Source organism: Inquilinus sp. Marseille-Q2685 (assembly GCF_916619195.1).
Classification (GTDB): domain Bacteria; phylum Pseudomonadota; class Alphaproteobacteria; order DSM-16000; family Inquilinaceae; genus Inquilinus.
This window is the reverse complement of the sequence record NZ_CAKAKL010000003.1, coordinates 216281-241603: the sequence shown is the minus strand read 5'-3', so window position 1 is coordinate 241603 and position 25323 is coordinate 216281. Positions and strand designations below refer to the sequence as shown.

The following is a 25323-nucleotide window of genomic DNA, read 5'->3' as shown; positions in this document are numbered from 1 at the left end:
CGGCTATCGTCAAAATGTCAATGTGCGGCCGGTAACGCCGAATGGCGCCGGGCGGCTTGGGAGGCATGGCCAGGGATGCCTGAGGATGGGAGGAGCACCGGTCCCGCGGTGATCCGTCTCGACCGCCGGCTTGCGGTGATCGGCGGCGTGATGTCGCTCGCAGGTCTCGGCGCCGGCCGAGCCCGCGCGCAATCCCTCGACCCGGTTCGGATCGGCATCACGCCCGTCGTCATCGATTCCGATGTCGCGTTCCTCGACCGGTTTTCGACCTATTTCAGCGAGCGGCTCGGCCGCCCCGTGATCATCGAGCAGCGCCGGACCTATCAGGAGATCACGGCGCTGCTGCTCTCCGGCCAGATCGAAGCCGCCTGGATCTGCGGCTATCCATATGTCCAGCACCGCGACCGGCTGCAGCTGATCGCGGTCCCGATCTATCGCGGGGAACCCCTTTATCAATCCTACATGATCGTGGCCGCGGACAATCCGGCCCAATCGCTGGAAGGTCTCCGGGACCAGATTCATGCCTTCAGCGATCCGGACAGCAATTCGGGGTTTCTGGTCACCCGCTGGCTGCTGCACCAGATCCACGAATCTCCGCGATCCTTCTTCAGCTCGTTCTTCTTCACCTATGGCCATCGCAACGTCGTGCGGGCGGTCGCGGCGGACCTGGCGCAATCCGGGAGCGTCGACGGCTATGTCTGGGAGATCCTGCAGCAGATCGAACCGTCCCTGACCGGTGCCACCCGCGTCCTCCATCGGTCCCAGAAACTCGGCTTCCCGCCGATCGCCTGCCTGGCGGCGCGGGCCGAGGAACCGGCCATCGTTCGGCTGAAAAGGCTGCTCTTGGACATGGATGGCGACGCGAGCGGTCGCGCGCTCCTGGCCAGCCTCCATCTGGACCGCTTCGACGAGCAGCCCGACAGTCTCTTTGCCGGAATCGCCTCCCTGTATGAGGCAGTGAGGAGCGACGCATGACCGCCCGGCGGCGCCGCACCCCGCTGACCGTCAAGATTCCGATCCTCGTCGCCGCGCTGATGCTGTCCGCCGGTGTCGCGGCGTCGGCCGTGGTGCTCAAGCGGCTCGAGGCTGACCAGGAGAGCTACCTGAGGAACCTGTCGGCCAGCATGCTCGACGGCGTTGCCCTCGCGGCCGCACCGACCATCATGCGGCGCGACGTGTGGGAGACCTTCGACGTGCTGGACCGGGCGGCCCACGAGGGCGGTCGAGTCCGGCCGACCTGGCTCACGGCCATTCTCCCGGACAACACGGTTCTCGCGAGCTCGCAGCCGCGCCGCTTCCCCGTCGGCACTCACCTCCCATTCGTGGCGCCGGAGTTGAGCATCGATGCGTCGGCGGAGACAGCCCGCCTCGCCCGGACGATCCAGCAGGACGGCACCCTCATCGGCCAGATCAGCGCGGAAATCGACATTGCCGATCTCATCACGGCGCGGCGCCAAACGCTGCGGACCCTGATTATCGTCAACGGGCTTCTCGCATTGGCCTTCGCCGGCCTCGGATATCTCGCGGTCCGGCTGCTGCTGCGCCCCGTGACCAGCCTGACCGCTCATGTCGGCGCGACCGACGGGGGTGTACCACGGCCGATCCCGCAGAAGCTCACTGCCGGCTGGCCGCAGGAATTCCGGGCGCTGGCGGACCGCTACAATCGGATGACCAGCGCGGCTGCGGAGCGGGACGCCTTGGCCGCACAGCTCGCCGAGGAGGAAAAGGTCGCTGTCATCGGGCGTCTGGCATCCGGCATGGCGCATGAGGTGAACAATCCGCTCGGCGGCATGATGACGGCGCTCGATACGCTCAAGGTGCACGGCAACAATCCCGCCGTGCGAGAGCGGAGCATCGCCCTGGTCGAGCGCGGCCTCCTCGGCATTCGCAATGTCGTCCGCTCGGTTTTGCTCTCCTACAAGCAGAGCACGGCGGCCAGAACCCTGGATCCGGCAGATCTCGACGATCTGCAGTTCCTCATCGCCCATGAACGGAGCCGGCGCCAGATCCGGCTTGTCTGGACCAATGCCCTCCAATCGCCCATCGATATCGACGGTGCCGCAGTCCGACAGGTGGCGCTGAACCTGCTGCTCAACGCTTGTGTCGCAACTCCCGTCCGCGGCTCCGTCGCCTTCATAGCGTTGGCGAAGCGCGACCATCTCTATATCGCCGTCCGCGATGAAGGCCCGGGCTTGCCGGCACCGATGGCGAATCTGCTGGTGTCTCAGGACGAACAGCCGCCGGTTGGCTCCCATGGCCTCGGCCTCTGGAGCGCCGCGCGCCTTCTCCGTCGCCTCGGCGGTACCGCGACCGTGAGAACCCACGCTCGCGGCGGAACCAGCATCCGTCTCGTGATCCCAATCGCCCGAAGGACTCTTGATGCTGCAGCATGATCGACGCCGGATCGGCATCATAGAGGACGACCCGATCGTGGGTCAGGCGCTTGCCGACCGTTTTGAGCTGGAAGGCTACGCGGCCTCCTGGTGGTCGACGGCGCAGGACGCCCTGGATCGCTTGGCCGCCGACGCCTTCGACCTGGTGCTGTGCGATATCCAGCTCCCGGACATGAACGGCGAGCAGATCCTGCAGCGCCTCAACGAGGCACCGGGCCGGGCTCCGGTCATATTCGTCACCGCCTTCGCCGAAATCGAGCAGGCCGTCCGCCTGGTGAAGGCCGGAGCCGAGGACTATCTGGCCAAGCCGTTCGACGTTGCCGAGCTGCTCGGGAAGGTCTCCTCGATCCTGGAGCGCAGCGATCGGCCGACCGGAGCGCTCGGCCGCTCCCGGCCGATGCAGCAGGTCGAGGCGCTCCTCCGGCGCATCCTCGACATCGACTCCACGCTGCTGCTGACCGGCGAGAGTGGTGTCGGCAAGGAAGTCGCGGCCCGCTTCGTCCATCAGGCCTCGAAACGCGCCGGCCAGCCTTTCGTGGCCGTCAACTGCGCAGCGGTTCCGTCCGAGCTCATCGAAAGCGAGCTCTTCGGACACGAGAGAGGCGCCTTCACGAACGCCCACGCCCAGCACCGCGGCTATGCCGAGCGGTCGGGAGACGGCATCCTGTTCCTGGACGAGATCGGCGAGCTTCCGCTCGCCGTGCAGCCGAAGCTGCTCCGTCTGGTCCAGGACCGGGTGTTCACCCGGGTCGGTGGCGAGCGGGTTCAGCCCTTTTCCGCCCGGGTCATCTGCGCCACCAACGCCGACCTCGAGCAGCGGGTTCGGGAAGGAAGGTTCCGGGAGGATCTGTTCTTCCGGATCAACGTCATCCCTGTGTCGATCCCTTCCCTCAGGGATCGCCCGGACGACATCGAGGATCTCCTCCGGCTCTACGTCGATCAGTTCGCGACGATGTTCGGCCGCGGCGCCATAGCCCTGACCGACGGCGCCCGCGCCGCCGCCCGCGAGCATGTGTGGCCGGGCAATGTCCGGGAGCTGCGCAACCGCGTCGAACGCGCCATCGCACTGGCCCAGACGACAATGATCACCGAGATCGACCTCTTTCCCGACCTGACCAGCCAAAGCACTTGGTCTGCCGCTGGCCCGACGTCGATCATCCCATTGGCCGACCGCCGGAAGGTCCTGGAACGGCGTCACATCGAAGAGGCGCTCGAGAAGACGGGATGGCAGATCGGTCGGACGGCACAGGTGCTCGGGATCTCCCGCACGACGCTCTGGGAGAAGATGCGAAAGTACGGGTTGGCCGATCGCCCGAGATAGCCGCGACGCGTAGCACGAGCATGCGATTGCCCACGTCCTGGCATCGGGGTGGTGGTCGCTGTCTGCTCGGCCGATATGGCCCAGAGCGGCCCTCGATGGTTGTGGATGTGCTGTTCCCGCCCTTGCGATAAGATGGGGGCGTGTCCAACCAACCTCTCCGCAAGCCTGGATACGACAACTGCGATGGCGATGACTGCGCCAGCCCCGTGCTGCGCGTCACGTTCTCGACGCAGTTTCCTATTCATGCATTTCGACGCGGAGAGTCCTCATGTCGAGCCCGACATTCGGCGCTGCGCCTGCGGCGTCGCTAATTCTGGCGAGCGGCTTCTGGGCTGCCGGTACGGTGATCAGCAAAGCCATGCTGACATCGGTTTCCCCGATCACATTGCTGATCGTTCAGCTCGCGCCCAGCGTCATTGTTCTCTGGTTGATCGCCTACGCGTCCGGCGCACGGTCGGCCTCAACCAGAAGCCTGGTGATCATCATCCTCCTGGGATTCCTCAATCCCGGTCTCGCCTACACGTTCAGCATGCTGGGCTTGGCCCGAACGACGGCCGGCGTCGCCAGCCTGTTGTGGGCGGCCGAGCCCGCGCTGGTGATCGTGATGGCACGCCTGGTCATCGGGGAGCGGCTCCATCTCGGCCTCATCGCAACGGTTGTCGTCGCCTTCGTCGGAGTTCTCCTCGTGGCAGGCCCCACCGGCAACGGCGAGGGAATCGGCTGGGGAAACGGCCTCGTTCTGATGGGAGTGAGCTGCTGCGCGCTCTACACCGTGCTTTCTCGGAAGATCGTCTCGGACATCTCTCCTTTGTTTATTGTGGCGACACAGCAATCCGCTGGCCTAATTTGCGCACTTTGCGTGTGGCCATTCTTCGAAGATGGGCAGTCAAGACGACTGCTCCTGTCACTCTCGGCAGCCCAATGGGTTGGCGCAGTTGCCTCCGGTCTCATGTATTATGGAGCGGCCTTCTGGTTCTATCTGATCGGGCTTCGCTCCGTCCCCGCGAGCGTCGCGGCCGCCTTTCTGAACCTGATCCCTGTGTTCACGATCGCGGCCTCGTATTTGGTTCTCGATGAGCACCTGTCGCTGAGCCAGTGGCTTGGCGCAATCGTCATTCTCATCTCTGTCTGCGCGCTGCTCGTCTGGGGTAAGCGTCAGGTCGCTACGCTGTCGACCGGCTGAATGCGCCCGGGAGGCGTCACCTATGCCGCCAGACTTTCACAGCCGAGATGACGAGGATCGCCGCCAGTACAGGCAGCAGGACCGCACCGGGGGCGATACCGAGGAGCAAGCCGCCGACATAGCTTCCGACGATCGAGCCCACTGCCGTCACCAGCACGAACGATCGATTGCGGCCGAGCACGCTGAAGCTCTGGTCTCGGCTGTAGCGGGTGAAGCCGACCAGCATCGTTGGCAGGCTGACCGCGAGCGACAAGCTCCCGGCAAGCTTGATATCTGCTCCGAACAGCAGAACAAGGGTCGGGATCAGAAGCTCGCCCCCGGCGACGCCGAGGAGCGATGCGAACACCCCGATCCCGAAGCCGGCGATCACCCCAGCGATTGCCTGAGTTGTCCCAGTGAAGATGGCTGCCCCACCGGTGATCTGGTGTTCAAGCAGCAGAACCACAGCAATCACGACCAGCAAGACCGCGATGACCCGATAGAGGGTCTCGGACCGCAGCCGTGTCGCCCAGCCTGCGCCGAACCACGCGCCCACGAGGCTGCCGGCCAACAGATTCACTATGACCGGCCAATGCGCCAGCACGTCCTCGACCGGCACCGCCTTGGTTCGGAAAAGCAACGCCGATGCCACGACCACGAGGCTCATGGCCTTGTTGAGGATGACCGCTTCGAGAGCCACGAAACGGAAGATGCCGATCAGAAGCGGCAGACGAAACTCGGCTCCGCCCAGCCCGATCAGTCCGCCCAAAGTGCCGATAACCCCGCCTCCCACAAAGGCGGCGGATAGGCTGCGGCGATCGGCTGCGGGCTGATGTAAGTTCATCGATGTAGTTATCTGAATATATCGATGTCGCACAAGGGGCGGCAACGGAACTCCGCCCAGATGTCCGCTGATCGCTGCGCGGGCTGGCAATCGGTGCTTCGATTGCCGCGTGAACGGCTGCCGTTCAGCATCTCGAACCTCCTTCCAACGCGATGTTCGGAAAGCCGAACAGTGCGGGGGCTGAAAGTCAGCAGATCTGCGGCTCTCGCGGCTGGCCCCCGTCTTGCTGATCCCCGCTGCACCAAGATCGCGGGGAGACATCTGCCATGAAGAGCTGTTCGCGCCTGGTCGACCTCGGTCGCCGGCAATTTCTTCGGGGCGGCGGTGCCGCCGCCGTCGCGACCGTTGCCGCCGGTGCCGTCGGCGCTCCGGCAAAGGCCGCGGCCCCTCTCGCCCGGGTCGCCTACCCGGCGAACCGGCTGGCCAACGTCAAGGACCTCAAGGTCAACGAGCCACTCGACATCACCTATCCCGATGACAGCAGCCCGGGGGTGCTGATCAAATTGGGTTCCGCGGCTGAAGGCGGCGTGGGGCCCGATGGCGACATCGTGGCGTTCTCGACGCTCTGCCCGCACAAGGGCTATCCGCTGAGCTACGTCGGTAACGACAAGACGCTCGACTGCCCGGGCCACTACTCCCGCTTCGACTGCGAGAAGGGCGGCTTTCAGGTCTGGGGGCACGCCACTCAGAACCTGCCCCAGTTCCAGCTCCGTGTCGACGAGAGGGGCGACATCTATGCCGAGGGCGTGGACGAGCTCATTTACGGGCGCCTCAGCAACGTGCTGACGGCCTGAGGCAGGGAGGAGAGCATGGCCTACAAGCGCTTCGTCGACCGGCTTCCGATCCCGCCTGCGGATGCCAAGATCCACAATGTCACCTGCCACTTCTGCATCGTCGGTTGCGGCTACAAGGCCTACAGCTGGGACGTGAACCGCCAAGGCGGGACGGCGCCGGGCGAAAATGCGTTCGGCGAGGATCTGAGCCAGCAGCAGGGCGCCGACGCGACGGCGTGGTTCTCGCCGTCGATGTACAATGTGGTCAAGCAGGACGGCCGCGACGTCCACATCGTCATCAAGCCGGACGCCGAGTGCGTGGTGAATTCCGGCCTCGGCTCGGTTCGCGGTGCTCGGCTCGGCGAACTGTCCTACTCCGAGGCCCGCGGAACCCAGAAGCAGCGTCTGACCGATCCGCTGGTCTGGCGCTACTCCGGCATGCATCCGACCTCGTGGGACGACGCCCTCGAGCTCGTCGCCGAAGTCACGCGCCGGGTGGTCGAGGAGCAGGGCGAGGATGGGCTCATCGTCTCGGCCTACGACCATGGCGGCGCCGGCGGCGGCTACGAGAACACCTGGGCGACCGGCAAGCTCTATTTCGAGAGCATGAAGGTCAAGAACATCCGCATCCACAACCGGCCGGCCTACAACTCCGAGGTCCATGGCACCCGCGACATGGGCGTCGGTGAGCTTAACAACTGCTACGAGGATGCCGAGCTCGCGGACACCATCTTCGCCGTCGGCACCAACTCGCTCGAAACCCAGACCAATTACTTCCTGAATCACTGGGTTCCGAACCTCCGCGGCACGTCCCTGGCGAAGAAGCAGGAGCAGCTGCCGGACGAACCGCACGAGGCCGGCCGGATCGTCATCGTCGACCCGCGGCGCACGGTGACCGTCAATGCCTGCGAGATCGAGGCCGGCAAGGACAATGTCCTGCACCTGGCCATCAACTCCGGCACCGACCTGATCCTGTTCAACGCGATCATGACGGTGGTCGCCGAGAAGGGCTGGATCGACAAGGCCTTCATCGAGGCCAGCACCAGCGGCTACGACGATATGGTCGCCGCCAACAAGGTCGACTTGGCCGAGGCGGCGAAGGTCACCGGCGTCTCGGTCGAGGACATCCAGAAGGCCGCGGCCTGGATCGCCGAGCCGAAGGGCGGCAAGCGCCGGCGGACGATGTTCGCCTATGAGAAGGGCCTGATCTGGGGCAACGACAACTACCGGACGAACCAGGCGCTGGTGAACATCGCGTTGGCGACCGGCAATGTCGGCCGACCGGGCGGCGGCTGCGTCCGCATGGGCGGCCATCAGGAAGGATATTCCCGCCCCTCGGACTCCCATGTCGGCCGGCCGGCGGCCTATGTGGATCAGTTGATCATCAACGGCAAGGGCGGGATCCATCACATCTGGGGCTGCGATCACTTCAAGACGACGCTGAACGCGTCGGAATTCCGCAACGTCTACAAGCAGCGGACCGACATGGTGAAATACGCCATGGCGAAGGTGCCCTACGGCGACCGCGCCGGGATGATCGAAGCCATCATGGGGGCGATCAAAGCCGGCGGCCTGTTCTCGGTCGACGTCGACATCGTTCCGACAAAGATCGGGGAGGACGCCCACGTCGTGCTGCCCGCGGCGACCGCGGGCGAGGCGAACCTCACCTCGATGAACGGCGAACGCCGGATGCGGCTGACCGAGCGGTACATGGATCCGCCGGGTCAGGCGAAGCCGGATTCCCTGATCGTCGCTGGCCTCGCGCAGAAGCTCGAGGCGGCCTGGCGCAAGGCCGGGAAGCCCGACATCGCCGACCGCTTCAAGGGCTATGACTGGAAGACCGAGGAAGACGCCTTTATGGACGGCTACGCCAAGCATGAGAAGGGCGGCGAGTTCGTCACCTATGCCCGGCTTCGCGCCATGGGCACCAATGGCTTCCAGGAGCCCGCCACCGGGGTCGACGGCGACAAGATCATCGGGACCAAGCGCCTCTTTACCGACGGCAAGTTCAAGACCGATGACGGGAAGGCGCATTTCGCGGCGACCCCGTGGCGCGGGCTGCAAGCCGCGGGCAAGCAGGCCGAGAAAGACAAGTACCCGTTCCTGATCAACAACGGCCGCACAAACCATGTCTGGCAGTCGGCGTATCTCGACCAGAAGGACGAGTTCGTCGTCGACCGGTGGCCCTTGCCCTTCATCGAGCTGAGCGCAGCGGACATGAGCGATCTCGGCCTGAAGGCCGGCGACCTGGTCGAGGTGTTCAACGACAACGGCTCGACGCAGGCCATGGCGTATCCGACGCCGACCGCCAGGCCCAAACAGGCCTTCATGCTGTTCGCGTATCCGACCGGCGTGCAGGGCAACGTGGTTTCGAAGGGGGTGAACGAACTGATCATCCCGAACTACAAGCAGACCTGGGCGAACATCCGGAAGATCGCCGATGCGCCCGAGAGCGTGCGGCACCTGACCTTCAAATCTCAGGAGTATCGGCAGGGCTGAACCTGCCATCGATCGCCAGGGGCGGCCGCGCCCCTGGCGTCCTTTCCGTCTCGATCGAGGACTCTGATGACGTCGAAACACCTCGCCGCCGGCCTGCTGGGCGGCGTTTTCATGTCGCTGTGCATCTCAGCCGCGGCCCGGGCCGCCGATCCGCAAGCTGGTGCGCGTGTCTTCAACCAGTGCAAGGCGTGTCATGCGCTGGAGGCGGGAACCAACAAGGTCGGCCCCAGCCTGCACGGCCTTTTCGGACGCACGGCGGGCACGGTGGACGGCTTCAAATACTCCGACGCCATGAAGGGGTCGGGCCTGGTCTGGGATGAGGAAGCCCTCCATACCTACCTGAGCAACCCTCGCGGCGCGGTCCCCGGAACCAAGATGGTGTTCCCGGGCATCAAGAATCCGCAGCAACTGGACGACCTCGTCGCCTACCTCAAGGAGGCAACGAAGTAGCCTCTCGAGCCGGGATGCCCGGTGCTGCCGGCCCGCCGTGCTGGTCATCATCATGCCGGCGTGGCGGGCGCCCGGCCGCGACTACGGTGCAGCACCATCAGAAGCACGGCGGAGGCGACGTTCGCCGCTGCCAGAACCCAGACGATGGCGAGCATCGCCGACGGGCCGAGCCGGTCAATCAGCAGCGCCCCGATGAAGGGCGCGACTGCCTGGACCAGGAGCCCCGGCACGGCGAGCTTGCCCATCAGCGTGGCGTAGCCCTCGCTGCCGAACAGCGCGAGCGGAAGAGTGCCCTTTGCGATCGACTCGAGGCCGATGCCACCACCGTAAAGGATCAGGGCCACGGCCACGACCGGTGCGCCGGCAACGAGAAGGCCCAGGCCGAGCACGACCAGCACCGTCGCCACGATCATCGTCCAGATGGGGTGATGGAACCGGCCGATGACCATCTCGATGGCGCGAGAGGCCACCTGCGACGGCCCCACCAGCGCCCCGAGCGCGACGGCCGCGCCGAGAGCGATTCCTTGGGATTGCAAGATCGTCAGCAGGTGAACCGACATCACCGCCGGCACGGCGGACGCCAGCGTGAACGTCACTGCGAGCAGGACGAAGAGGAGAAAGGACGGAGACCCTGCGGTCAGCGCGTCGTCGGCGGCGCCTGGCTGCGGTATGGACGGTGCCGGTTTCGAGCGCTCCTCGCGCGGAAGCACGGCCATTTGCAGCGGAAGCGCTGCACAGAGATGGATCGCGGCATAGACCAGGCACGTGCCGCGCCATCCAACCTGGTCAACCAGGAAGGCGCTGAACGGCCAGCAGATCGTGCTGGCGAAGCCGCCCCAGAGCGTCAGGGCCGTGATCGCGCCGCGGGCGCCGGCGCCGTAGAGGCGCCCGAGAGACGCAAATACCGCATCGTAGAGCCCGCCCCCCATGCCCAGCCCGATGACGGCCCAGGCCAGGAAGAACATCGGCAGGTTGGGCGCCGCACCGAGCATTGCCAAGCCGCAGGCCAGGAGGACGGCGCTCGCGGCGATAACTGGCCGACCGCCGCGACGATCGATGGTGCGGCCGACGATCGGCGAGACCACGCCGGATACCAGCCAGCCCAGCGACAAGCCCCCGACGATCCAGGCGAGCGGCCATCCCGTGTCGACGGATATCGGCTTCGCCAGAACCGCCGGAAGATAGTAGGTCGATCCGTAGGCGAGGATTTCGGTCACGCCGAGCACGGCGATGACCGATTGCTTCGGCCGCCCCCGGGCAGGCGCGGCCGAGCTCGGGACCAGGCTCACGCCACGGCGCCGCAGCAGGACGTCGCCCGGGGCTCCGTGGTAATCTTCGGCCCGCAGCATTCAGCCTCGGTTTCCGCCGGGGCCGTGCCGGGTCGAGCGCCCGAGCCGCTGCAAACGCCTGTCTCCGGCAGCACCAACTCGATGCGGCGCGCGCCCTCCTCGTCGCCGGCGAGCTTGGCCACGACCGACCGGGCCTGCTCGTAGCCCGTGGCGAGGAGGAAAGTCGGAGCCCGGCCGTAGCTCTTCATGCCGATCAGATAGAGCCCGGGCTCGGGTTGCGCGAGCTCCGCCGCGCCGTGCGGCCGGACCGTCCCGCAGGAGTGCACATTCGGGTCGATCAACGGTGCCAACGCCCGCGAGCATTCCAACGCCGGATCGAGGTCGAGGCGAAGCTCCCCGAGGAAACTCAGATCAGGACGCAATCCGGTCGCCACGATCATTTCGTCGACTTCGACGCTTCGCGTCCCGCCGTCGCTGATTCCGGCGACGACCAGGGTCCCGCCGGCGCCTCGGGTGATCTCGTCCAGCGCGAAGGGAGTGAGGATCTCGATCGCGCCCTGGTCGACCAGAGCGCGCACGCGCCGGCCCAGCGCACCGCGCCTCGGCAGTTGATCGGCCGAGCCGCCGCCGTAGATCCGGACCATGTCAGTGCCGCGGATCGCCCAAAGAATCCGTGTGCCCGGGCTCAACTCAGCCAGGGCCGCGAGGTCGATCAGGGTCCCGATCGCCGAGTGGCCGCTGCCGACGACCAGGACCCGCTTACCGACATAGCGGTCTCGCTCGGCACCGAGCACGTCGGGCATGCCGTAGCGCACGCGATCCGCCGCCGACCGTTCGCCGATGGCGGGAAGCCCGTTGGCGCCGCCGGGACTCGGGTTGGACCAGGTCCCGGAGGCATCGATCACCGCACGGGCGAAGAGGCGGTGTTCCCGTCCGGAGGCGTCCCCGTAACGAACCTCGAAAGGTTGCACCTCGCGCCCTTCGGTTCGGAGCTTGCCGAGCTGGCTGCGCGCCATGCCGATGACGCGCGAGTTCAGGCGCAGGCGGGCTGAGATCTCCGGCGTGGCAGACAGAGGATCGAGGTACCGCTCGGCGAGCTCGCGTCCGGTCGGATAGACCCGATCGTCGGGCCGGTCCCAGCCCGCCTTCTCCAGCAATCCGACCGCCGCCCGGTCGAGGTTGAACTCCCATTCGGAGAACATCGGCACGTGGCCCCAGGCCCGGACAGCGGCGCCGACCCGATCCCCGGCTTCGAGGATCACCGGTTCGAGGCCGCGCGCGAGGCACTGGGCGGCCGCGGCGAGCCCGACGGGGCCGCCGCCGATGATCGCGATCGGCAGATCGGCCGTCGATCCGGTCGCATGCATGGCGCTCATCGCTGCAGCGTCTGGCCGGGGAATCGAGGAGGAGATCGAGGTCATTACGGCGCTCCGCTCATGAGGTCTATGCATTGATGATCAAGGGCCGAACACAAAAAAGGGTTCAGGTGCAGCAGCCGCCCTTCCCGGCCCGCTCGACGAGCGTGCCCGTCTCGACCAGCGCGGCCGTCACCTCCATCCAGGCTTCGACGCCGACGCGGAAGGCATCTCGCCCCTTGTCCGTCAGGGTGTAGGTCTTCCGCTGTCGTCCACACACCAGTTCGGTCTCCGACGTCACGTAGCCACCCTCCTCGAAGTCCCGGAGGACCGGATAGATCGTCCCCTCCGTGGGCGAGCAGCAGCCGTTGGTCGTCAGCTCGACGGCGCGGGCGATGTCGTAGCCGTGCATCGGCCGGTCATGCAGAACGCGCAGGATGAAAAACTTCGACAGCGACATCTTGATCGTGCCGCTCCAGTACGACCGGCTGGTGTATTCAGGGGCCTGACGGGGAACGACCTCAAGGGGCTTGGCGGGCTTGGACATGAACGTCGCTCGGGATTGCCTTTTGCGGGAGAGGGTTGGCCGTCGACCTACGCGCCGGCCTGAGTGATGGGCTTGACCGCTTCGAGCGTCGCGGACGCGACATACGTCTCGACGGCTCGCTCCGGCGCCCAGTCTGACACGAGCTCGCGACTATCCGACTTGACCCGAATCGCGATCTCGGCGAAGCCGGCCGCCTGAAGCCAGCCCTCGACCGCGCTCGGTGCTGCAGCCCCTGCGACACAGCCGCAGATCAGCGCCTCGTCGGCGGCCAGATCGGCCGGCAGCGGACGGATGTTCACCATGTCGGTGATCGCCAGGCGCCCACCCGGCTTCAGAACCCGGAATGCCTCGCGGAAGACCTGGGCCTGGTCGGGCACGAGGTTGATCACGCAGTTCGACACGATCACGTCGGCAGTGTTGTCGGGAACCGGGAGGTGCTCGATCTCTCCGAGCCGGAATTCGACATTCCTCGCACCAGCCCGTGCCGCATTCTCACGCGCCTTGGCCAGCATCTCGTGGGTCATGTCGATCCCGATTACCCGCCCCTCCGGGCCGACTTGCCGTGCCGCCAGAAGGCAATCGAACCCGGCGCCGCTCCCGAGATCGACCACGACCTCGCCCGGCTTCAAACCGGCGATGGCCTGGGGATTGCCACAGCCGAGGCCCAGATTGGCTCCGTCCGGGACGGCCCGAAGCTCGGCCTCGGAGTAGCCCATCCGGGCTGCTTTGGCATCGACGCCTCGATCGGAACCGCAGCAGGCGGAGCCGGAGGCAGGACCGCAGCAGGATCCACCGGCGGTGGCGATCCCCGCATACCGATCCCGCACCAGTTTCCTGGTCTCGGACGTGTTCATCGCAGCCTCCACGGTTGGACGGTCCGGCGGTCGCCGTCGTCGGGGCTGGCGCCGAAGCCGCCGATGTCACGCTGGAGATGGACGCTGAGGGATTCAGGCGACGGCGAATGCGGCGGCCTGGACGAGAAGGTATGTCTCAGTTCGCTCCAGATCGTCAGGACGACAGAAAACGAAGGGCGCAGCGCACGCCTCTCTGTAACGCTCGACATTGCGCATCTCCTCCACCACTCGTGCAGAGCAGTTCTCGGGATCGATGCATTGAAGAGCAATGCATAGAGGTAGCGTATCCCTAGAGCCTCGATGCGTCAATGGCTGTCTGTAGCGAAATGGGAGGGCAACTGCCCTCCCATCACGATCTCGTCAGGACGTCACCGTCTCGGCGGGGCCTCAGCTGGCGATCTTGCCGCCACCCTGCTTGGTGACGACCACGACGGAGGGCCTCGGCGGCATCCCGCCCTTGAAGTCCGGCCAGCGGGTCGCCGGGTCAGCGAAGGTCGACGCGCGACCGAACTCCGGCCAGGTCTCGCCATCCTCGCCCGGGTGCTGGATCGCAAGGAACAGCGCCGTCTGGTCCGGCGTGAACACCGGCCCGCACATCTCCGCCCCGGCCGGGCAGCGGAAGAACTGCTTGCTCGTGCCGCGCCCCTCGCCTTCTGACTCCAGCCCGAACAGGCCGTCGGCGGTCCCAGTGGACTTCGCGTTCATGCCGTCGGTGCCGATCCAGAGGCGGCCATCCGCGTCGACCGCGCACATGTCCGGCATGCCGAACCAGCCGTTCGGGGAGGTCGCGGCATTCCACTTCGCTCCCACCTCGGCTACAGACGGGTCACCACATTGCACCAGGATGTCCCAGGTCGCCGTCTCGGCGCCGTGGCCCGCGGCGGCCGGCGTGATCTCGACGATTTGGCCGAACTTGTTGTCAGCCCGCGGGTTCGGGCCATCCAGTTGGTCCGGCTTGCGCCTCGTGTTGTTGGTCAGCATCACGTAGACCTTGCCGGTCACTCGGTTCGGCTCCACATCCTCGGGCCGATCCATCGGCGTGGCCTTGACCACATCGGCGGCGCGCCGCGTCTCGATCAGGACGTCGGCCTGGCTCGCGAAACCGTTCTCCGCCGTCAGGCCGTTCTGGCCGTGGACCAGCGGCAGCCAGGTCACTGCGCCATCGGCATTGAAGCGCGCGACGTAGAGCGTGCCCTCGTCGAGAAGGTCCGCATTGGCGGCACGATCGTTCGGATTGAACTTCCCGGCCGTGACGAACTTGTAGACATATTCGAAGCGCTCGTCGTCGCCCATGTAGAAGACGACCCTGCCGTCATCGAGAAGCACCGGCTCGACGCCTTCATGCTTGAAGCGGCCAAGAGCCGTACGCTTCTTCGGAGTCGAGGTCGGATCGGTCGGATCGATCTCGACCACCCAGCCGAAACGATTGGCCTCGTTCGGCTCCTTGGTCACGTCGTAGCGCTCGTGCACCGTCCCCCAGTTGTACCAGTTGCCCGGGACACCGTACCGCTTGTGATTGGCGGCCTCGCGATGCTCCTCCGGCATCTTGCCCCAGAAATAGCCATGGAAGTTCTCTTCGCCGGACAGGTAGGTACCCCACGGCGTCACGCCGCCGGCGCAGTTGTTGACCATGCCGATCATCTTGGTCCCGCTCGGATCGGCCTTGGTCTTCATCCGCGCGTCGCCGGCGGCAGGGCCGGTGATGGCGACCTCGGTCGAACGCGTCGAGATCCGGCGGTTGTACTTGCTGTCGGCCACAACCCGCCACTTGCCCCCGGTGCGTTCGATCTCAAGGACAGACGCGCCATGCGCCGCCATCTCGATCTCGATCCGCTCCGGCGTCATGTCCTTGAACTGGGCGTCCTTGCTGTCCTGCGGCCCGCTGAGGCCGGGGAACATCAGCTCCTCCGACGTGTACTCGTGGTTGACGCAGAGCAGCGCCCGATCCGCGGCCCCTTCCAGCGGGATCACCGCGATGTAGTCGTTGTTGTAGCCGAACTGCTTTTCCTGGGCGTCCGCGGTCTGGTTGTGGGGGTCGAAGGCAGGAGCGCCCTTCACCACCGGATCGCCCCAGCGGATGAGGATATCCGCGTCGTAGCCGGGAGCGACATGATGGGTCGCGTCGACCCCGTGCGGGACCTCATCGAAGACGAACCGGGACGTGCCCGCGGCTGATGCCGGGCGTCCGTCGAGAATGGCCGGCCCTGCGATCGCAGTGATCGCGGATGCGGCCAGGGCACCTCGCAGCATGTCGCGGCGGCCGAAGCGCTGATTGACGACGTCCCCGATGGTCGGCTGACGCGACGGGTTGCGTCCCTCGTCCTCCGAGAGCTCATAGGCAACGGCCCGTGGCAGGCCGAGAGTGTTCCGGCGATCCATTTTGCATCCCCCTTCGTGAACGGAGCCCTGGCAGACCCGGCGAGCGCCACGCTCGTTCAGAGGGGCGGTCGCTGCCCCACTGATAGCCGCCGATCGTTACGGAGATGTGACACGAATCCGAGATTCGAGAGTTCTCAAATCGTCTCTGATCGTTGCGTACGGCCGATCTCCTATGATTCCAACATTTTAGAAGAATCGCATTGTCATCAAAGCTTCATCAGATTGACTCAGAAGTGCAACCGGCCGTCCATAGCCTTTATGCAACCGGACGGATCAGCCGCCGGTCTGCTCGCGGGCCCGCCCTGCGGCTCCCAAAAATCTACCGACGAGGTTCCAGTCATGATGCGAACCCTCACCTTGGCAACCCTCGCCGTGGTGGCGTCCGCCGGTGCGGCCCATGCGCAGGAGCGGATCACGCTTGACGGGTCCAGCACCGTCTATCCCGTCAGCGAAGCCGTCTCCGAAGAGTTCCAGAAGGCCAAGGGCGGCGCCGTCCAGATCACCGTCGGGATCTCGGGCACCGGCGGCGGCTTCAAGAAGTTCTGCCGCGGCGAGACCGACATATCGAACGCTTCGCGTCCGATCCTGAAGGAGGAGATGGAGGCCTGCCGGGCGGCCGGGGTCGAGTACATCGAGCTGCCGATCGCCTTCGACGCCCTGACCGTCGCCGTGAGCCCGAGCAACAGCTGGATCAAGCAGCTCACGATCGCCGACCTCAAGAAGTTCTGGGAGCCGGGCGCCCAGGGCAAGATCACCCACTGGAATCAGGTCAACCCGGAGTGGCCGAACGAGCCGGTGCATCTGTTCGGCGCGGGCTCCGACTCCGGCACCTTCGACTACTTCACGGAGGCCGTCGTCGGGAAAGCGAAGTCGAGCCGCGGCGACTACACCGCCAGCGAGGACGACAACGTCCTGGTGCAGGGCATCCAGAACGACAAGAACGCCCTCGGCTACCTGCCCTACGCCTACTACTCCGAGAACGAGAAGGCGATGAAGGCGGTGCCGATCGTCAATCCGAAGGGCGAAGCGGTCCTGCCGAGCCGCGAGGCGGTCCAGTCCGGGACCTATGTGCCGCTCGCCCGGCCGTTGTTCATCTATGTCAACACCAAGGCGGCGGCGCGGCCGATCATCAAGGAATACATCAAGTACTACATGTCGGAGGAGGGCCAGGCCCTGATCGACGAGGTGGCCTATGTGCCGCTGCCGGCGGCCGCCTACGAGATCGCCGACAAGAAGCTCGACGACGCGGTCGTCGGCACGGCCTTCGGCGGCGTGCCGGAGGTGGGGCTCCCGATCGAAGAGATCCTGAATCGCGAGACCGTCAAGTAATGCTCCAAGGGCTGCAGCCGACCGGCTGCAGCCCGTTTTTCCCGTGCCACGCCCTTCCTGAAAGGCGCTGCCATGGCCCTGCCTGAGACAGCACGCGCGACGCTCCAGCGACAGAAGCGGATCGAACGCGTCATCGAGACTTTCCTGCTGATCGCAGCGCTGTCGTCGGTGTTCGTGACGACCGCCATCGTGTTCGTTCTGGTGAGCGAATCTCTGGTGTTCTTCAACGAGGTGTCGGTCGTCACCTTCCTGACTGACACGATGTGGACGCCGCTCTTCGCCGAGCCGCGCTTCGGCATCCTGCCGCTGCTCGTGGGAACGCTCTTGAGCACGACGGTCGCGGTGGTCGTCGCCTTTCCGCTGGGCCTTGCGATCGCGATCTATCTCAGCGAATACGCGCCACCGGCCGTCCGCGAATCCGTAAAGCCGGTGCTCGAGGTGCTGGCGGGCATCCCGACCGTCATCTACGGCTACTTCGCGCTGCTGTTCGTGACGCCGCTCCTGCAGGCGACGATCCTGCCCGGGCTGCCCGGCTTCAACGTCCTGAGCGCCGGCATCGTGATCGGCATCATGATCGTGCCCTACATCAGCTCGGTCAGCGAAGATGCGATGCGGGCGGTGCCTTTGCCTCTGCGCGAGGGCTCCTACGCGATGGGCTCCACCCGCTTCCAGACAGCCATCCGTGTCGTGGTGCCGGCGGCCATCTCCGGAATCGCGGCCGCCGCCGTGCTCGGCATCTCCCGCGCGGTCGGCGAGACGATGATCGTGGCGATCGCGGCCGGGCTGGTCCCGACGCTGAGCTTCAATCCTATGGAGCCGGCGGCGACGATCACGGCCTACATCGTCCAGGTCGCGCTCGGCGACCTGCCGCACGGAAGCATCGGCTACCAGACGATCTTCGCCGCCGGCCTGCTGCTGCTCCTCATCACTCTCGTCTTCAACCTGGCGGCCTATTTCCTGCGGCGCCGGTACCGGGAGATCTACTGATGACTTCCGTATCCGAGGTCCTGGGTGAGCCCATCAAGGCCAATGTCGCCCGGCGCCGCCGCTGGGACGTGATCTTCGTCGGCATCGGCGTGATCGCCCTCGGGATCGCGCTCCTGACGCTGGTCGCCCTGATCTTCCAGCTCGTCGTCGCGGGCGCACCGCGGCTCGACGGCGAGTTCTTCCTCAGCTTCCCGTCCCGGCGAGCCAGCAGCGCCGGCATCCTGTCGGCCTGGGTCGGCACGATCCTGATCATGCTGGTCACGGCGGTCATCGGCGTGATCGTCGGCGTCGCAGCCGGCGTCTACCTCGAGGAGTACGCCCCGAAGCGCTGGTGGACCGATATCATCGAGATCAACGTCACCAATCTCGCCGGCGTCCCGTCGATCGTATATGGCCTGCTCGCTCTCGGGCTGTTCGTCTATCAGCTCGGATTGGGGCGCAGCATCCTGACAGCCGGCCTGACGCTCGCCCTTTTGATCCTGCCGATCATCATCGTCGCGACGCGGGAGTCGATCCGCGCGATCCCGAATTCGGTGCGGGAAGCTGCGTATGCCTGCGGCGCAACGCGGTGGCGGGTCACGGCGGATCACGTCGTTCCCTATGCGACGCCGGGCATCATGACGGGCGTGATCATCGGGCTGGCCCGGGCGATCGGCGAGACCGCGCCACTGATCACCATCGGCGCCCTGACCTTCATCGCATTCCTGCCGCCGCCGCCGATCACGGCCGAGTTCCCGTTCATCTCGTTCGAGTGGCTGAGCGCCGGCTTCACGGTGATGCCGATCCAGATGTTCAACTGGGTCTCGCGTCCCGGCGCCGCCTTCCAGGAAAACGCCGCGGCCGCCGGCCTGGTCCTGCTGGTCATGACACTGCTCATGAACGCGGGCGCCATCTACCTGCGCTTCCGCATCCGGAGAAACATCAAATGGTGACCATGGATATGACGGCCGGGTCCACGGTGCTGGCGGCGGCGAACGCCGATGCCTCGCAGGCCGAAGCCGCCCGAGGCGAGATCAAGGCCAGCGTCCGAAACGTCGATTTCTACTACGGGCAGTCACACGCGCTGAAGGGTGTCACGATGGACATCCGGGCGAACTCCGTGACTGCCCTGATCGGCCCGTCGGGCTGCGGCAAGTCGACCCTGCTGCGCTGCTTCAATCGCATGCACGATCTGACGGTCGGCACGCGCTACAGCGGCGAGATCGTCCTCCATCCCGACCGGATCAACATCATCGGCCGCGACGTCGACGCGATCGAGATGCGGATGCGGATCGGCATGGTCTTCCAGAAGCCGAACCCGTTCCCAAAGTCGATCTACGAGAACGTCGCCTACGGCCTGCGCGTCCGGGGCATCAGGTCGCGCAGCTTCATTGACGACAAGGTCGAGGCGGCCCTTCGCGGCGCGGCCCTCTGGACCGAGGTGAAGGACCGGCTGTCGAGCCCGGGCAGTGCCCTTTCGGGCGGGCAGCAGCAGCGGCTCTGCATCGCCCGAGCGCTGGCGACGGATCCGGAGATCATCCTGTTCGACGAGCCGACCTCCGCGCTCGATCCGATCGCGACCGCCAGCATCGAGGAGCTGATCGGGGAGCTCGATGGCAAGGTCACGATCCTGATCGTGACTCACAACATGCAGCAGGCCAGCCGTGTCTCCAAATTCACGGCTTTCATGTATCTCGGATCGCTGATCGAGTTCGCTCCGACATCGGATCTGTTCCTGGCCCCGAAGGAAAAGCGTACCCAGGACTACATCACCGGCCGCTACGGCTGATACCCAAGCTTCCTCTCGCCAGGATGATGCCCATGTCCAGCGAACACATCGTCAAGTCCTTCGACCAGGAGCTCGAATTCCTGCGTCGAACGGTCGTCCAGATGGGCGGCCTAGCCGAGAGCCAGCTCGAGCTCGCCATCCAGGCGGTGGTGCGGCGCGACGCCGACCTCGCCGGCCGGGTCATGCGCAGCGACGAGCAGATGGACGCCTATGAGCAATCCGTCGATGCCGCCGTCGTCCAGGTGCTGGCCCTGCGCCAGCCTCTCGCGGCCGATCTCCGCGAGACAATCTCGGCGCTCCGCATCGCCGCGGACCTGGAGCGGATCGGCGACTACGCCGCCAACATCGCCAAGCGGTCGCTGGCCCTGGCCCAGGTGCCGGTGGTCCGCCCGGTGGCGACGCTGCCGCGCATGGGCCGGATGGTGCAGCAGATCATCAAGGACGTGCTCGACGCCTACACCGAGCGCGACCTGGACAAGGCGCTGTCGGCCTGGCGCCAGGACGAATCGGTCGACGACCTCTACACCAGCCTGTTCCGCGAGACCCTCACCTACATGATGGAGGATCCGCGCAACATCACCCCCTGCACCCATCTCCTGTTCATCGCCAAGAACATCGAGCGGATCGGCGACCACGCGACCAACATCGCCGAGCTGATCCACTTCCTGCTGACGGGCAAGCCCGTGACGGCTGCGCGGCCCAAGGGCGACGAGTCTCCCTATGCCGTGGTCACCCCATCAACAGCAACGGAGACCCATCAGTGAGAGACAACGACCAACCGCTGGTTCTTGTCGTCGACGATGAGGTCGATCTCGTCACTCTCCTGACCTACAACCTGGAACGCGAAGGATATCGCGTCCTCGCTGCCTATGACGGCGAGGAGGCCTTGCTGCTGGCCAGCGAGCAGCGTCCGGATCTCGTGCTGCTGGACTGGATGCTGCCGCACGTCTCGGGGCTCGACGTGTGCCGGCAGCTGCGCCGGGGTTCCCGAAAGATCCACGATATCCCGGTGATCATGCTGACCGCGCGGGGTGAGGAGGGGGACCGGATCCGCGGCCTCAATTCCGGTGCCGACGACTATGTCGCCAAGCCGTTCTCAACGCCGGAGCTGATGGCCCGGATCAAGGCGGTGCTGCGCCGGGCGCTGCCGCCGCACGCCGACGAGATCCTGATGTATTCGGACCTGATCATGGATCTCAGCGCGCACAAGGTTCGCCGCGGCAACCGCGATGTGCATCTCGGCCCGACCGAGTTCCGCCTGCTGCGCCACTTCATGCAGCATCCCGGCCGGGTGTTCAGCCGCGAGCAGCTGCTCGACATCGTCTGGGGCCACGACGTCTATGTCGAGCTGAGAACGGTCGACGTCCATATCCGCCGGCTGCGCAAGGCGCTCAACGAGCACGTCGTCGGCGACAGCAAACTGGTCGAGCCGGTCGATCTGATCCGCACGATCCGATCGGCGGGATATGCCTTGGACCGGGAGGCTCAGGCCTGACGCGCCGCGGCGCCGAGCGCTGGCTTCGGGGAGGAGTGAATGCACTGGAGCGGCCGGCGGGTCTCGTTGTCCTGGTCCCGATCGCGCGGAGGCGTCGGATGAGCCTGTCGGAGACGGTTGGAAGCCCGCTTGGCCTTCGAAGGGTCGATCGCCGTCAAGCCTCACCGGTCGGCGTGGAAGCGATCAGCCGTCGGCTCATGACGCGCGAATATGCGGCCTGCTGTGTCGATGGACGCAAGAGCGCACTGCTCATTGGCGCCCCGCAAGCGGTCGCCGACCGGGTCGGGGCGCTGCTCCGGCTCTGCCTCGGCGAGATGGCGGCGATCCCGGATGAGAGAGCGTCTGAAGTCACTGCGTGTGACTCCGCATTCCTGTTCATCGACAGCCTGGCCGATGCGCAACGGCTGACCCGAACCGACATCGACCGGATCCGTGTGCGGTACGGCGTCCGGCACGTCTGCGGCACCATTCTGCAGGCGGAGAACCGCGGCAAGACCAGGGTACGGCTGTTCGGGGCCGACAGCTACGTCGTCGCGCCGGTCACGGCGGCCGACATCGCCTGGACCTTCCTGTCGTCCCTAGGTTGCGAGCGCCTGACCCTGCGCATCACGGGCTGCGACGTGCCCGTCGAGATCGACCTCGCCGCCATGTCGGTGCGCGTCGGCGAGCGGCCCGTACATCTGCCGATCGCCGAGTTCAAGCTGCTGCTCGTGCTGACGGTGCTCGAGAAGGCGGTCCTCTCCAGGGAGGAGCTGCGCGACTTTCTCTGGCCCGCCGACACGTCGATCGACGTCCGTTCCGTCGATGTGCTGGTCACCCGGCTGCGGCACAACCTGCAGTCGGCCCGCGTCCCCCTCACCGTGATGTCCGTGCGAAGCGCGGGCTATCGGATGGGCCGGGTGCGTGACGGAGACTGCTGCGTCGGTTGACCGCCGAGCGAAGTCTCCTCTCGCAGACCGGCGACCCGTCCAAGACCACTGAGCCCCCATGACCTGACCGTCCCCGGCCGCGGGGTGGGCGCCGCGCCCTTGTAGGCCCGCCCGGGCCGGGCGCAACCCTCCGCTTCGCTGCGGGCCCTCCACTGCGTTCCGGCCTTCGGTGCGCCCGGCCCTTGCCGCGGGCCTCCCGGCCGCTCTTCGCCGCCCACCCCGCTTGGCCGGGGACGGGCGAGGTGGAGAGCCAAGGGAGAGGCCCATGCCCGCTGTCAACCGCCGCCCTGAACCCGACCGGCCGTCCCTCTATGCCGAGATCACCGGCCGCATCATTGCCGAGCTGGAGCAAGGCCGGGTGCCCTGGGTCCAGCCCTGGGGCCGGAGCCCCTGCCCCCTCGGCCTGCCCCGCAACGCTGCCACCGGACGCCGCTACTCCGGCATCAACATCCTGATCCTGTGGGACGCCGCCATTGCGGCCGGCTTCCCCTCGCAGGACTGGCTGACCTACCGGCAGGCGCTGGAATTGGGCGGCCATATCCGCAAGGGCGAGCGCGGAACCACGGTCGTCTATGCCGACCGCTTCGTGCCGCGGGCCGAACGCGAACGCGCCGATGCCGAGGACGACGAGCCCGCGGGCGTGCCGTTCCTCAAGCGCTTCACCGTCTTCAACGCCACCCAGTGCGAGGGCCTGCCGGAGCGGGTCGGCGGCGCCGTGCCGATGGTGCCGGACGACGCCATCGTGCCCGAAGCCGATGCCGTGATCGAGGCCACCGGCGCCGACATCCGCATCGGCGGCGACCGCGCCCTCTATGTGCCGAGCCTGGATTTCCTGCAGGTGCCGTCGCGCGCGTCCTTCTTCGTGCCGATCAACTGGTATCGCACCTGTTTCCACGAGCTCGGCCACTGGACCGGCCATCCCTCGCGGCTGGCGCGGGACTTCTCCGGCGTCTACGGCTCGGTCGCCTATGGCCGCGAGGAACTCGTCGCCGAGATGGCGAGCGCCTTCGTCTGCGCCTCGCTCGGCATCGTCCCGACCGTCCGCCATGCCGACTATCTCGGCGCTTGGCTCGCGCTCATGCGCGAGGACACGCGCGCGATCTTCCGCGCCGGCAGCCACGCCAGCCGGGCCGCCGACCTGCTCTTGGAGGCCGCGCCATGCTCCTGATCCCCGATCCCCTGCGCGAGCGTCTGGTCGCCAATTTCCGGGCCGGTCCCGAACACGATCCCGTGCCGGTGGTGAAGCTCTATGCCCCTTGGGGCGTTGCCGTCTGGCTCCTGACCGAGCTGATGGAGGACGGCGACACCCTCTTCGGACTCTGCGATCTCGGCTTCGGCTGTCCCGAGCTGGGCTATGTCAGCTGGGCCGAGCTGGAGGCGCTGCGCGGCCCCTTGGGCCTCGGCATCCGGCGCGACGAGCGCTTCGCGCCGACCCGGCCGCTGTCGGTCTATGCCGGGGCGGCCCGGCTCTGGGGCCGCATCGTCGAGGACGAGGCGATGCTCGCCGACGCCGCCCGCCATCTCTCCCCGCTTCCGCCCGATCCGGGCGGTTGAGCCTGCGCCATCCGGCGCAGCCCGGCCCCGCCCGCGATCGTGCCTGATGGACGGACGGGGCCGGTTCACCCCTCGTGTGATGAGAAGGATGAGCCATCATGGAACTCCTCCATATCCCCCTCGACAAGCTCTATCCCTCGCCGCTGAACATGCGGCACGGCAAGGCCGAGCCCGACGTCTCCGACCTGCTGCCCTCGGTCCGGGCACGCGGCATCCTGATCCCGCTCCTGGTCCGGCCGGACGGCGAGCGCTACGAGGTCATTGCCGGAAAGCGGCGCTACTTCGCGGCCCGGACGGTCGAAGAGGAGGCCGGCGAGATCGAGCCCCCGCCCTGCGGCGTGCTGGCGCCGGGCGACGACGCCGCGGCCATCGAGGCCTCGATGATCGAGAACATGGCGCGCCTTGATCCCGACGAAATGTCCCAGCACGAGGCCATGGTCCGGCTGATCCGGGCGGGCCGCAGCGTCGCCCAGATCGCCGCCACCTTCGGCCTCACCGAGGCGATGGTGAAGCGGCGGCTCGCGCTCGGCAACCTGCTGCCGCGGCTGCGCGATCTCACCCGCCGCCAGGAGGTCGACGCCGAGACCATCCGCCACCTGACCATGGCGTCGAAGGGCAAGCAACGCGAGTGGCTGGCCCTCTACGACGACCCGAAGCAGTGGGCGCCGACCGGCATCCAGGCCAAGCGCTGGATCCTCGGCGGGCAGGCGATCCCGGTCTCGGCGGCGCTGTTCCCGCTCGACGAGTACCCGGGCCGGGTCGTCTCCGACCTCTTCCGGGAGGAGCGCTACTTCGCCGATCCGGAAGCCTTCTGGCCGCTCCAGAATGCGGCCGTCGCCGCCAAGCGCAACGCGCTCCTCGCCGCGGGCTGGGCCGGGGTCGAGGTGCTGGAGGCGGGCAAGCATTTCGCCGAATGGGAGCATGAGCGCGTGCCGAAGGCGAAGGGCGGCAAGGTCTTCGTCACCGTCTCGCACCAGGGTGAGGTCGAGCTGCACGAGGGCTGGCTCACCCGCAAGGAAGCCCGCAAGCTCCGGCCGAAGGAGGACAAGGACAAGCCCGAGCCTGCCGCGCGGCCGGAGGTGAGCCGGGCGCTCCGGCGCTATCTCGACCTGCACCGGCATGCCGCCGTCCGCGCGGCGCTGCTCGGCCATCCGCGCACGGCGCTGCGGCTGCTGCTGGCCCATGTGATCGCGCCCTCGGGCCACTGGCAGGTGGAATGGGAGGCCCAGGAGGCGCCGAACGAGGCGGTGGCGAAGAGCCTTGCCGGCAGCGTCTCGGAAGCCGCGTTCGACGCCGAGCGCTGCATGCTGCTCGACCGCCTCGGCCGTTGTCGGAGGACGGTCTAAACCGGGCGTTAGGGGACACGAAGATTCCCGCAGGCGGGATGATGCGAGA

At 66.7% G+C, this 25323-nt stretch carries 23 protein-coding genes; 17 read left to right on the top strand and 6 right to left on the bottom strand.

Features of this window, described 5'->3' with window-relative positions:
- Positions 1 to 108: 108 nt before the first annotated feature.
- The 4 genes from LG391_RS18920 to LG391_RS18905 all read left to right on the top strand — a co-directional run bounded on the left by LG391_RS18920 (position 109) and on the right by LG391_RS18905 (position 4897).
- A complete protein-coding gene (locus LG391_RS18920) occupies positions 109 to 975 on the top strand; it encodes a PhnD/SsuA/transferrin family substrate-binding protein (RefSeq protein ID WP_225769588.1) in 867 nt (288 codons plus the stop codon).
- Positions 972 to 2393: a sensor histidine kinase gene (locus LG391_RS18915; protein WP_225769587.1), complete on the top strand. Its 1422-nt coding sequence runs from the start codon at positions 972 to 974 to the stop codon at positions 2391 to 2393. The genes LG391_RS18920 and LG391_RS18915 overlap by 4 nt, the downstream gene beginning before the upstream one ends.
- A complete protein-coding gene (locus LG391_RS18910) occupies positions 2380 to 3714 on the top strand; it encodes a sigma-54 dependent transcriptional regulator (protein WP_225769586.1) in 1335 nt (444 codons plus the stop codon). Before LG391_RS18915 ends, LG391_RS18910 begins: the two co-directional genes overlap by 14 nt.
- A gap of 268 nt (positions 3715 to 3982) precedes the next feature.
- Positions 3983 to 4897 carry a DMT family transporter gene (locus tag LG391_RS18905; protein ID WP_225769585.1) on the top strand — a complete coding sequence of 305 codons (915 nt, stop codon included), beginning with the start codon at positions 3983 to 3985 and terminating at the stop codon, positions 4895 to 4897.
- 16 nt (positions 4898 to 4913) lie between these two features.
- Here the strand turns inward: LG391_RS18905 and LG391_RS18900 are convergent, their stop codons facing one another.
- Complete coding sequence (locus tag LG391_RS18900; RefSeq protein ID WP_225769584.1) at positions 4914 to 5720, bottom strand: sulfite exporter TauE/SafE family protein; 807 nt, start codon at positions 5718 to 5720, stop codon at positions 4914 to 4916.
- A gap of 266 nt (positions 5721 to 5986) precedes the next feature.
- On the opposite strand from LG391_RS18900, the gene LG391_RS18895 reads away from it, so the two are divergent.
- The 3 genes from LG391_RS18895 (at position 5987) to LG391_RS18885 (ending at position 9442) form a co-directional block, all read left to right on the top strand.
- Positions 5987 to 6514 (top strand): arsenate reductase (azurin) small subunit, encoded by a 528-nt coding sequence (locus LG391_RS18895; protein ID WP_225769583.1) that lies wholly within the window; start codon positions 5987 to 5989, stop codon positions 6512 to 6514.
- 15 nt (positions 6515 to 6529) lie between these two features.
- Positions 6530 to 8992: an arsenate reductase (azurin) large subunit gene (locus tag LG391_RS18890; RefSeq protein WP_225769582.1), complete on the top strand. Its 2463-nt coding sequence runs from the start codon at positions 6530 to 6532 to the stop codon at positions 8990 to 8992.
- Positions 8993 to 9058: 66 nt separating this feature from the next.
- Complete coding sequence (locus LG391_RS18885) at positions 9059 to 9442, top strand: cytochrome c family protein (RefSeq protein WP_225769581.1); 384 nt, start codon at positions 9059 to 9061, stop codon at positions 9440 to 9442.
- A gap of 50 nt (positions 9443 to 9492) precedes the next feature.
- On the opposite strand, the gene LG391_RS18880 is transcribed toward LG391_RS18885, so the two are convergent.
- From LG391_RS18880 to LG391_RS18860, 5 genes are all read right to left on the bottom strand, one after another.
- Complete coding sequence (locus LG391_RS18880; protein ID WP_225769580.1) at positions 9493 to 10791, bottom strand: MFS transporter; 1299 nt, start codon at positions 10789 to 10791, stop codon at positions 9493 to 9495.
- Positions 10728 to 12152 (bottom strand): NAD(P)-binding protein, encoded by a 1425-nt coding sequence (locus LG391_RS18875; RefSeq protein ID WP_225769579.1) that lies wholly within the window; start codon positions 12150 to 12152, stop codon positions 10728 to 10730. The genes LG391_RS18880 and LG391_RS18875 overlap by 64 nt, the downstream gene beginning before the upstream one ends.
- 61 nt (positions 12153 to 12213) lie before the next feature.
- Complete coding sequence (locus tag LG391_RS18870; protein ID WP_225769578.1) at positions 12214 to 12633, bottom strand: PadR family transcriptional regulator; 420 nt, start codon at positions 12631 to 12633, stop codon at positions 12214 to 12216.
- A 47-nt stretch (positions 12634 to 12680) separates the two neighbouring features.
- Positions 12681 to 13487 (bottom strand): arsenite methyltransferase, encoded by an 807-nt coding sequence (locus LG391_RS18865; protein WP_225769577.1) that lies wholly within the window; start codon positions 13485 to 13487, stop codon positions 12681 to 12683.
- 387 nt (positions 13488 to 13874) lie between these two features.
- A complete protein-coding gene (locus LG391_RS18860) occupies positions 13875 to 15866 on the bottom strand; it encodes a PhoX family phosphatase (protein WP_225769576.1) in 1992 nt (663 codons plus the stop codon).
- Between the two features lie 339 nt (positions 15867 to 16205).
- Between LG391_RS18860 and LG391_RS18855 the strand changes: the two genes are divergently transcribed.
- From LG391_RS18855 to LG391_RS18810, 10 genes are all read left to right on the top strand, one after another.
- Positions 16206 to 17195: a PstS family phosphate ABC transporter substrate-binding protein gene (locus LG391_RS18855; RefSeq protein ID WP_225769575.1), complete on the top strand. Its 990-nt coding sequence runs from the start codon at positions 16206 to 16208 to the stop codon at positions 17193 to 17195.
- 72 nt (positions 17196 to 17267) lie between these two features.
- Positions 17268 to 18182, top strand: a complete 915-nt coding sequence (pstC, locus tag LG391_RS18850; RefSeq protein WP_225769574.1) for a phosphate ABC transporter permease subunit PstC — start codon at positions 17268 to 17270, stop codon at positions 18180 to 18182.
- Positions 18182 to 19114, top strand: a complete 933-nt coding sequence (pstA, locus tag LG391_RS18845; RefSeq protein ID WP_225769573.1) for a phosphate ABC transporter permease PstA — start codon at positions 18182 to 18184, stop codon at positions 19112 to 19114. Before pstC ends, pstA begins: the two co-directional genes overlap by 1 nt.
- Positions 19115 to 19122: 8 nt before the next feature.
- The gene (gene pstB / locus LG391_RS18840) at positions 19123 to 19950 is read left to right on the top strand and encodes a phosphate ABC transporter ATP-binding protein PstB (protein WP_374200754.1); all 828 of its coding nucleotides are present in this window, start codon (positions 19123 to 19125) and stop codon (positions 19948 to 19950) included.
- Between the two features lie 32 nt (positions 19951 to 19982).
- Positions 19983 to 20714, top strand: a complete 732-nt coding sequence (gene phoU, locus LG391_RS18835) for a phosphate signaling complex protein PhoU (RefSeq protein WP_225769572.1) — start codon at positions 19983 to 19985, stop codon at positions 20712 to 20714.
- Complete coding sequence (phoB, locus tag LG391_RS18830) at positions 20711 to 21445, top strand: phosphate regulon transcriptional regulator PhoB (RefSeq protein WP_225769571.1); 735 nt, start codon at positions 20711 to 20713, stop codon at positions 21443 to 21445. The genes phoU and phoB overlap by 4 nt, the downstream gene beginning before the upstream one ends.
- Before the next feature lie 98 nt (positions 21446 to 21543).
- On the top strand, positions 21544 to 22374 hold the full coding sequence (locus tag LG391_RS18825; protein ID WP_225769570.1) for a winged helix-turn-helix domain-containing protein: 831 nt from the start codon (positions 21544 to 21546) through the stop codon (positions 22372 to 22374).
- A gap of 265 nt (positions 22375 to 22639) precedes the next feature.
- Positions 22640 to 23542: an ArdC family protein gene (locus LG391_RS18820; protein WP_225769569.1), complete on the top strand. Its 903-nt coding sequence runs from the start codon at positions 22640 to 22642 to the stop codon at positions 23540 to 23542.
- The gene (locus LG391_RS18815) at positions 23533 to 23928 is read left to right on the top strand and encodes a DUF2958 domain-containing protein (RefSeq protein ID WP_225769568.1); all 396 of its coding nucleotides are present in this window, start codon (positions 23533 to 23535) and stop codon (positions 23926 to 23928) included. The genes LG391_RS18820 and LG391_RS18815 overlap by 10 nt, the downstream gene beginning before the upstream one ends.
- A gap of 98 nt (positions 23929 to 24026) precedes the next feature.
- The gene (locus tag LG391_RS18810) at positions 24027 to 25274 is read left to right on the top strand and encodes a ParB/RepB/Spo0J family partition protein (protein ID WP_225769567.1); all 1248 of its coding nucleotides are present in this window, start codon (positions 24027 to 24029) and stop codon (positions 25272 to 25274) included.
- Positions 25275 to 25323: the final 49 nt, after the last annotated feature.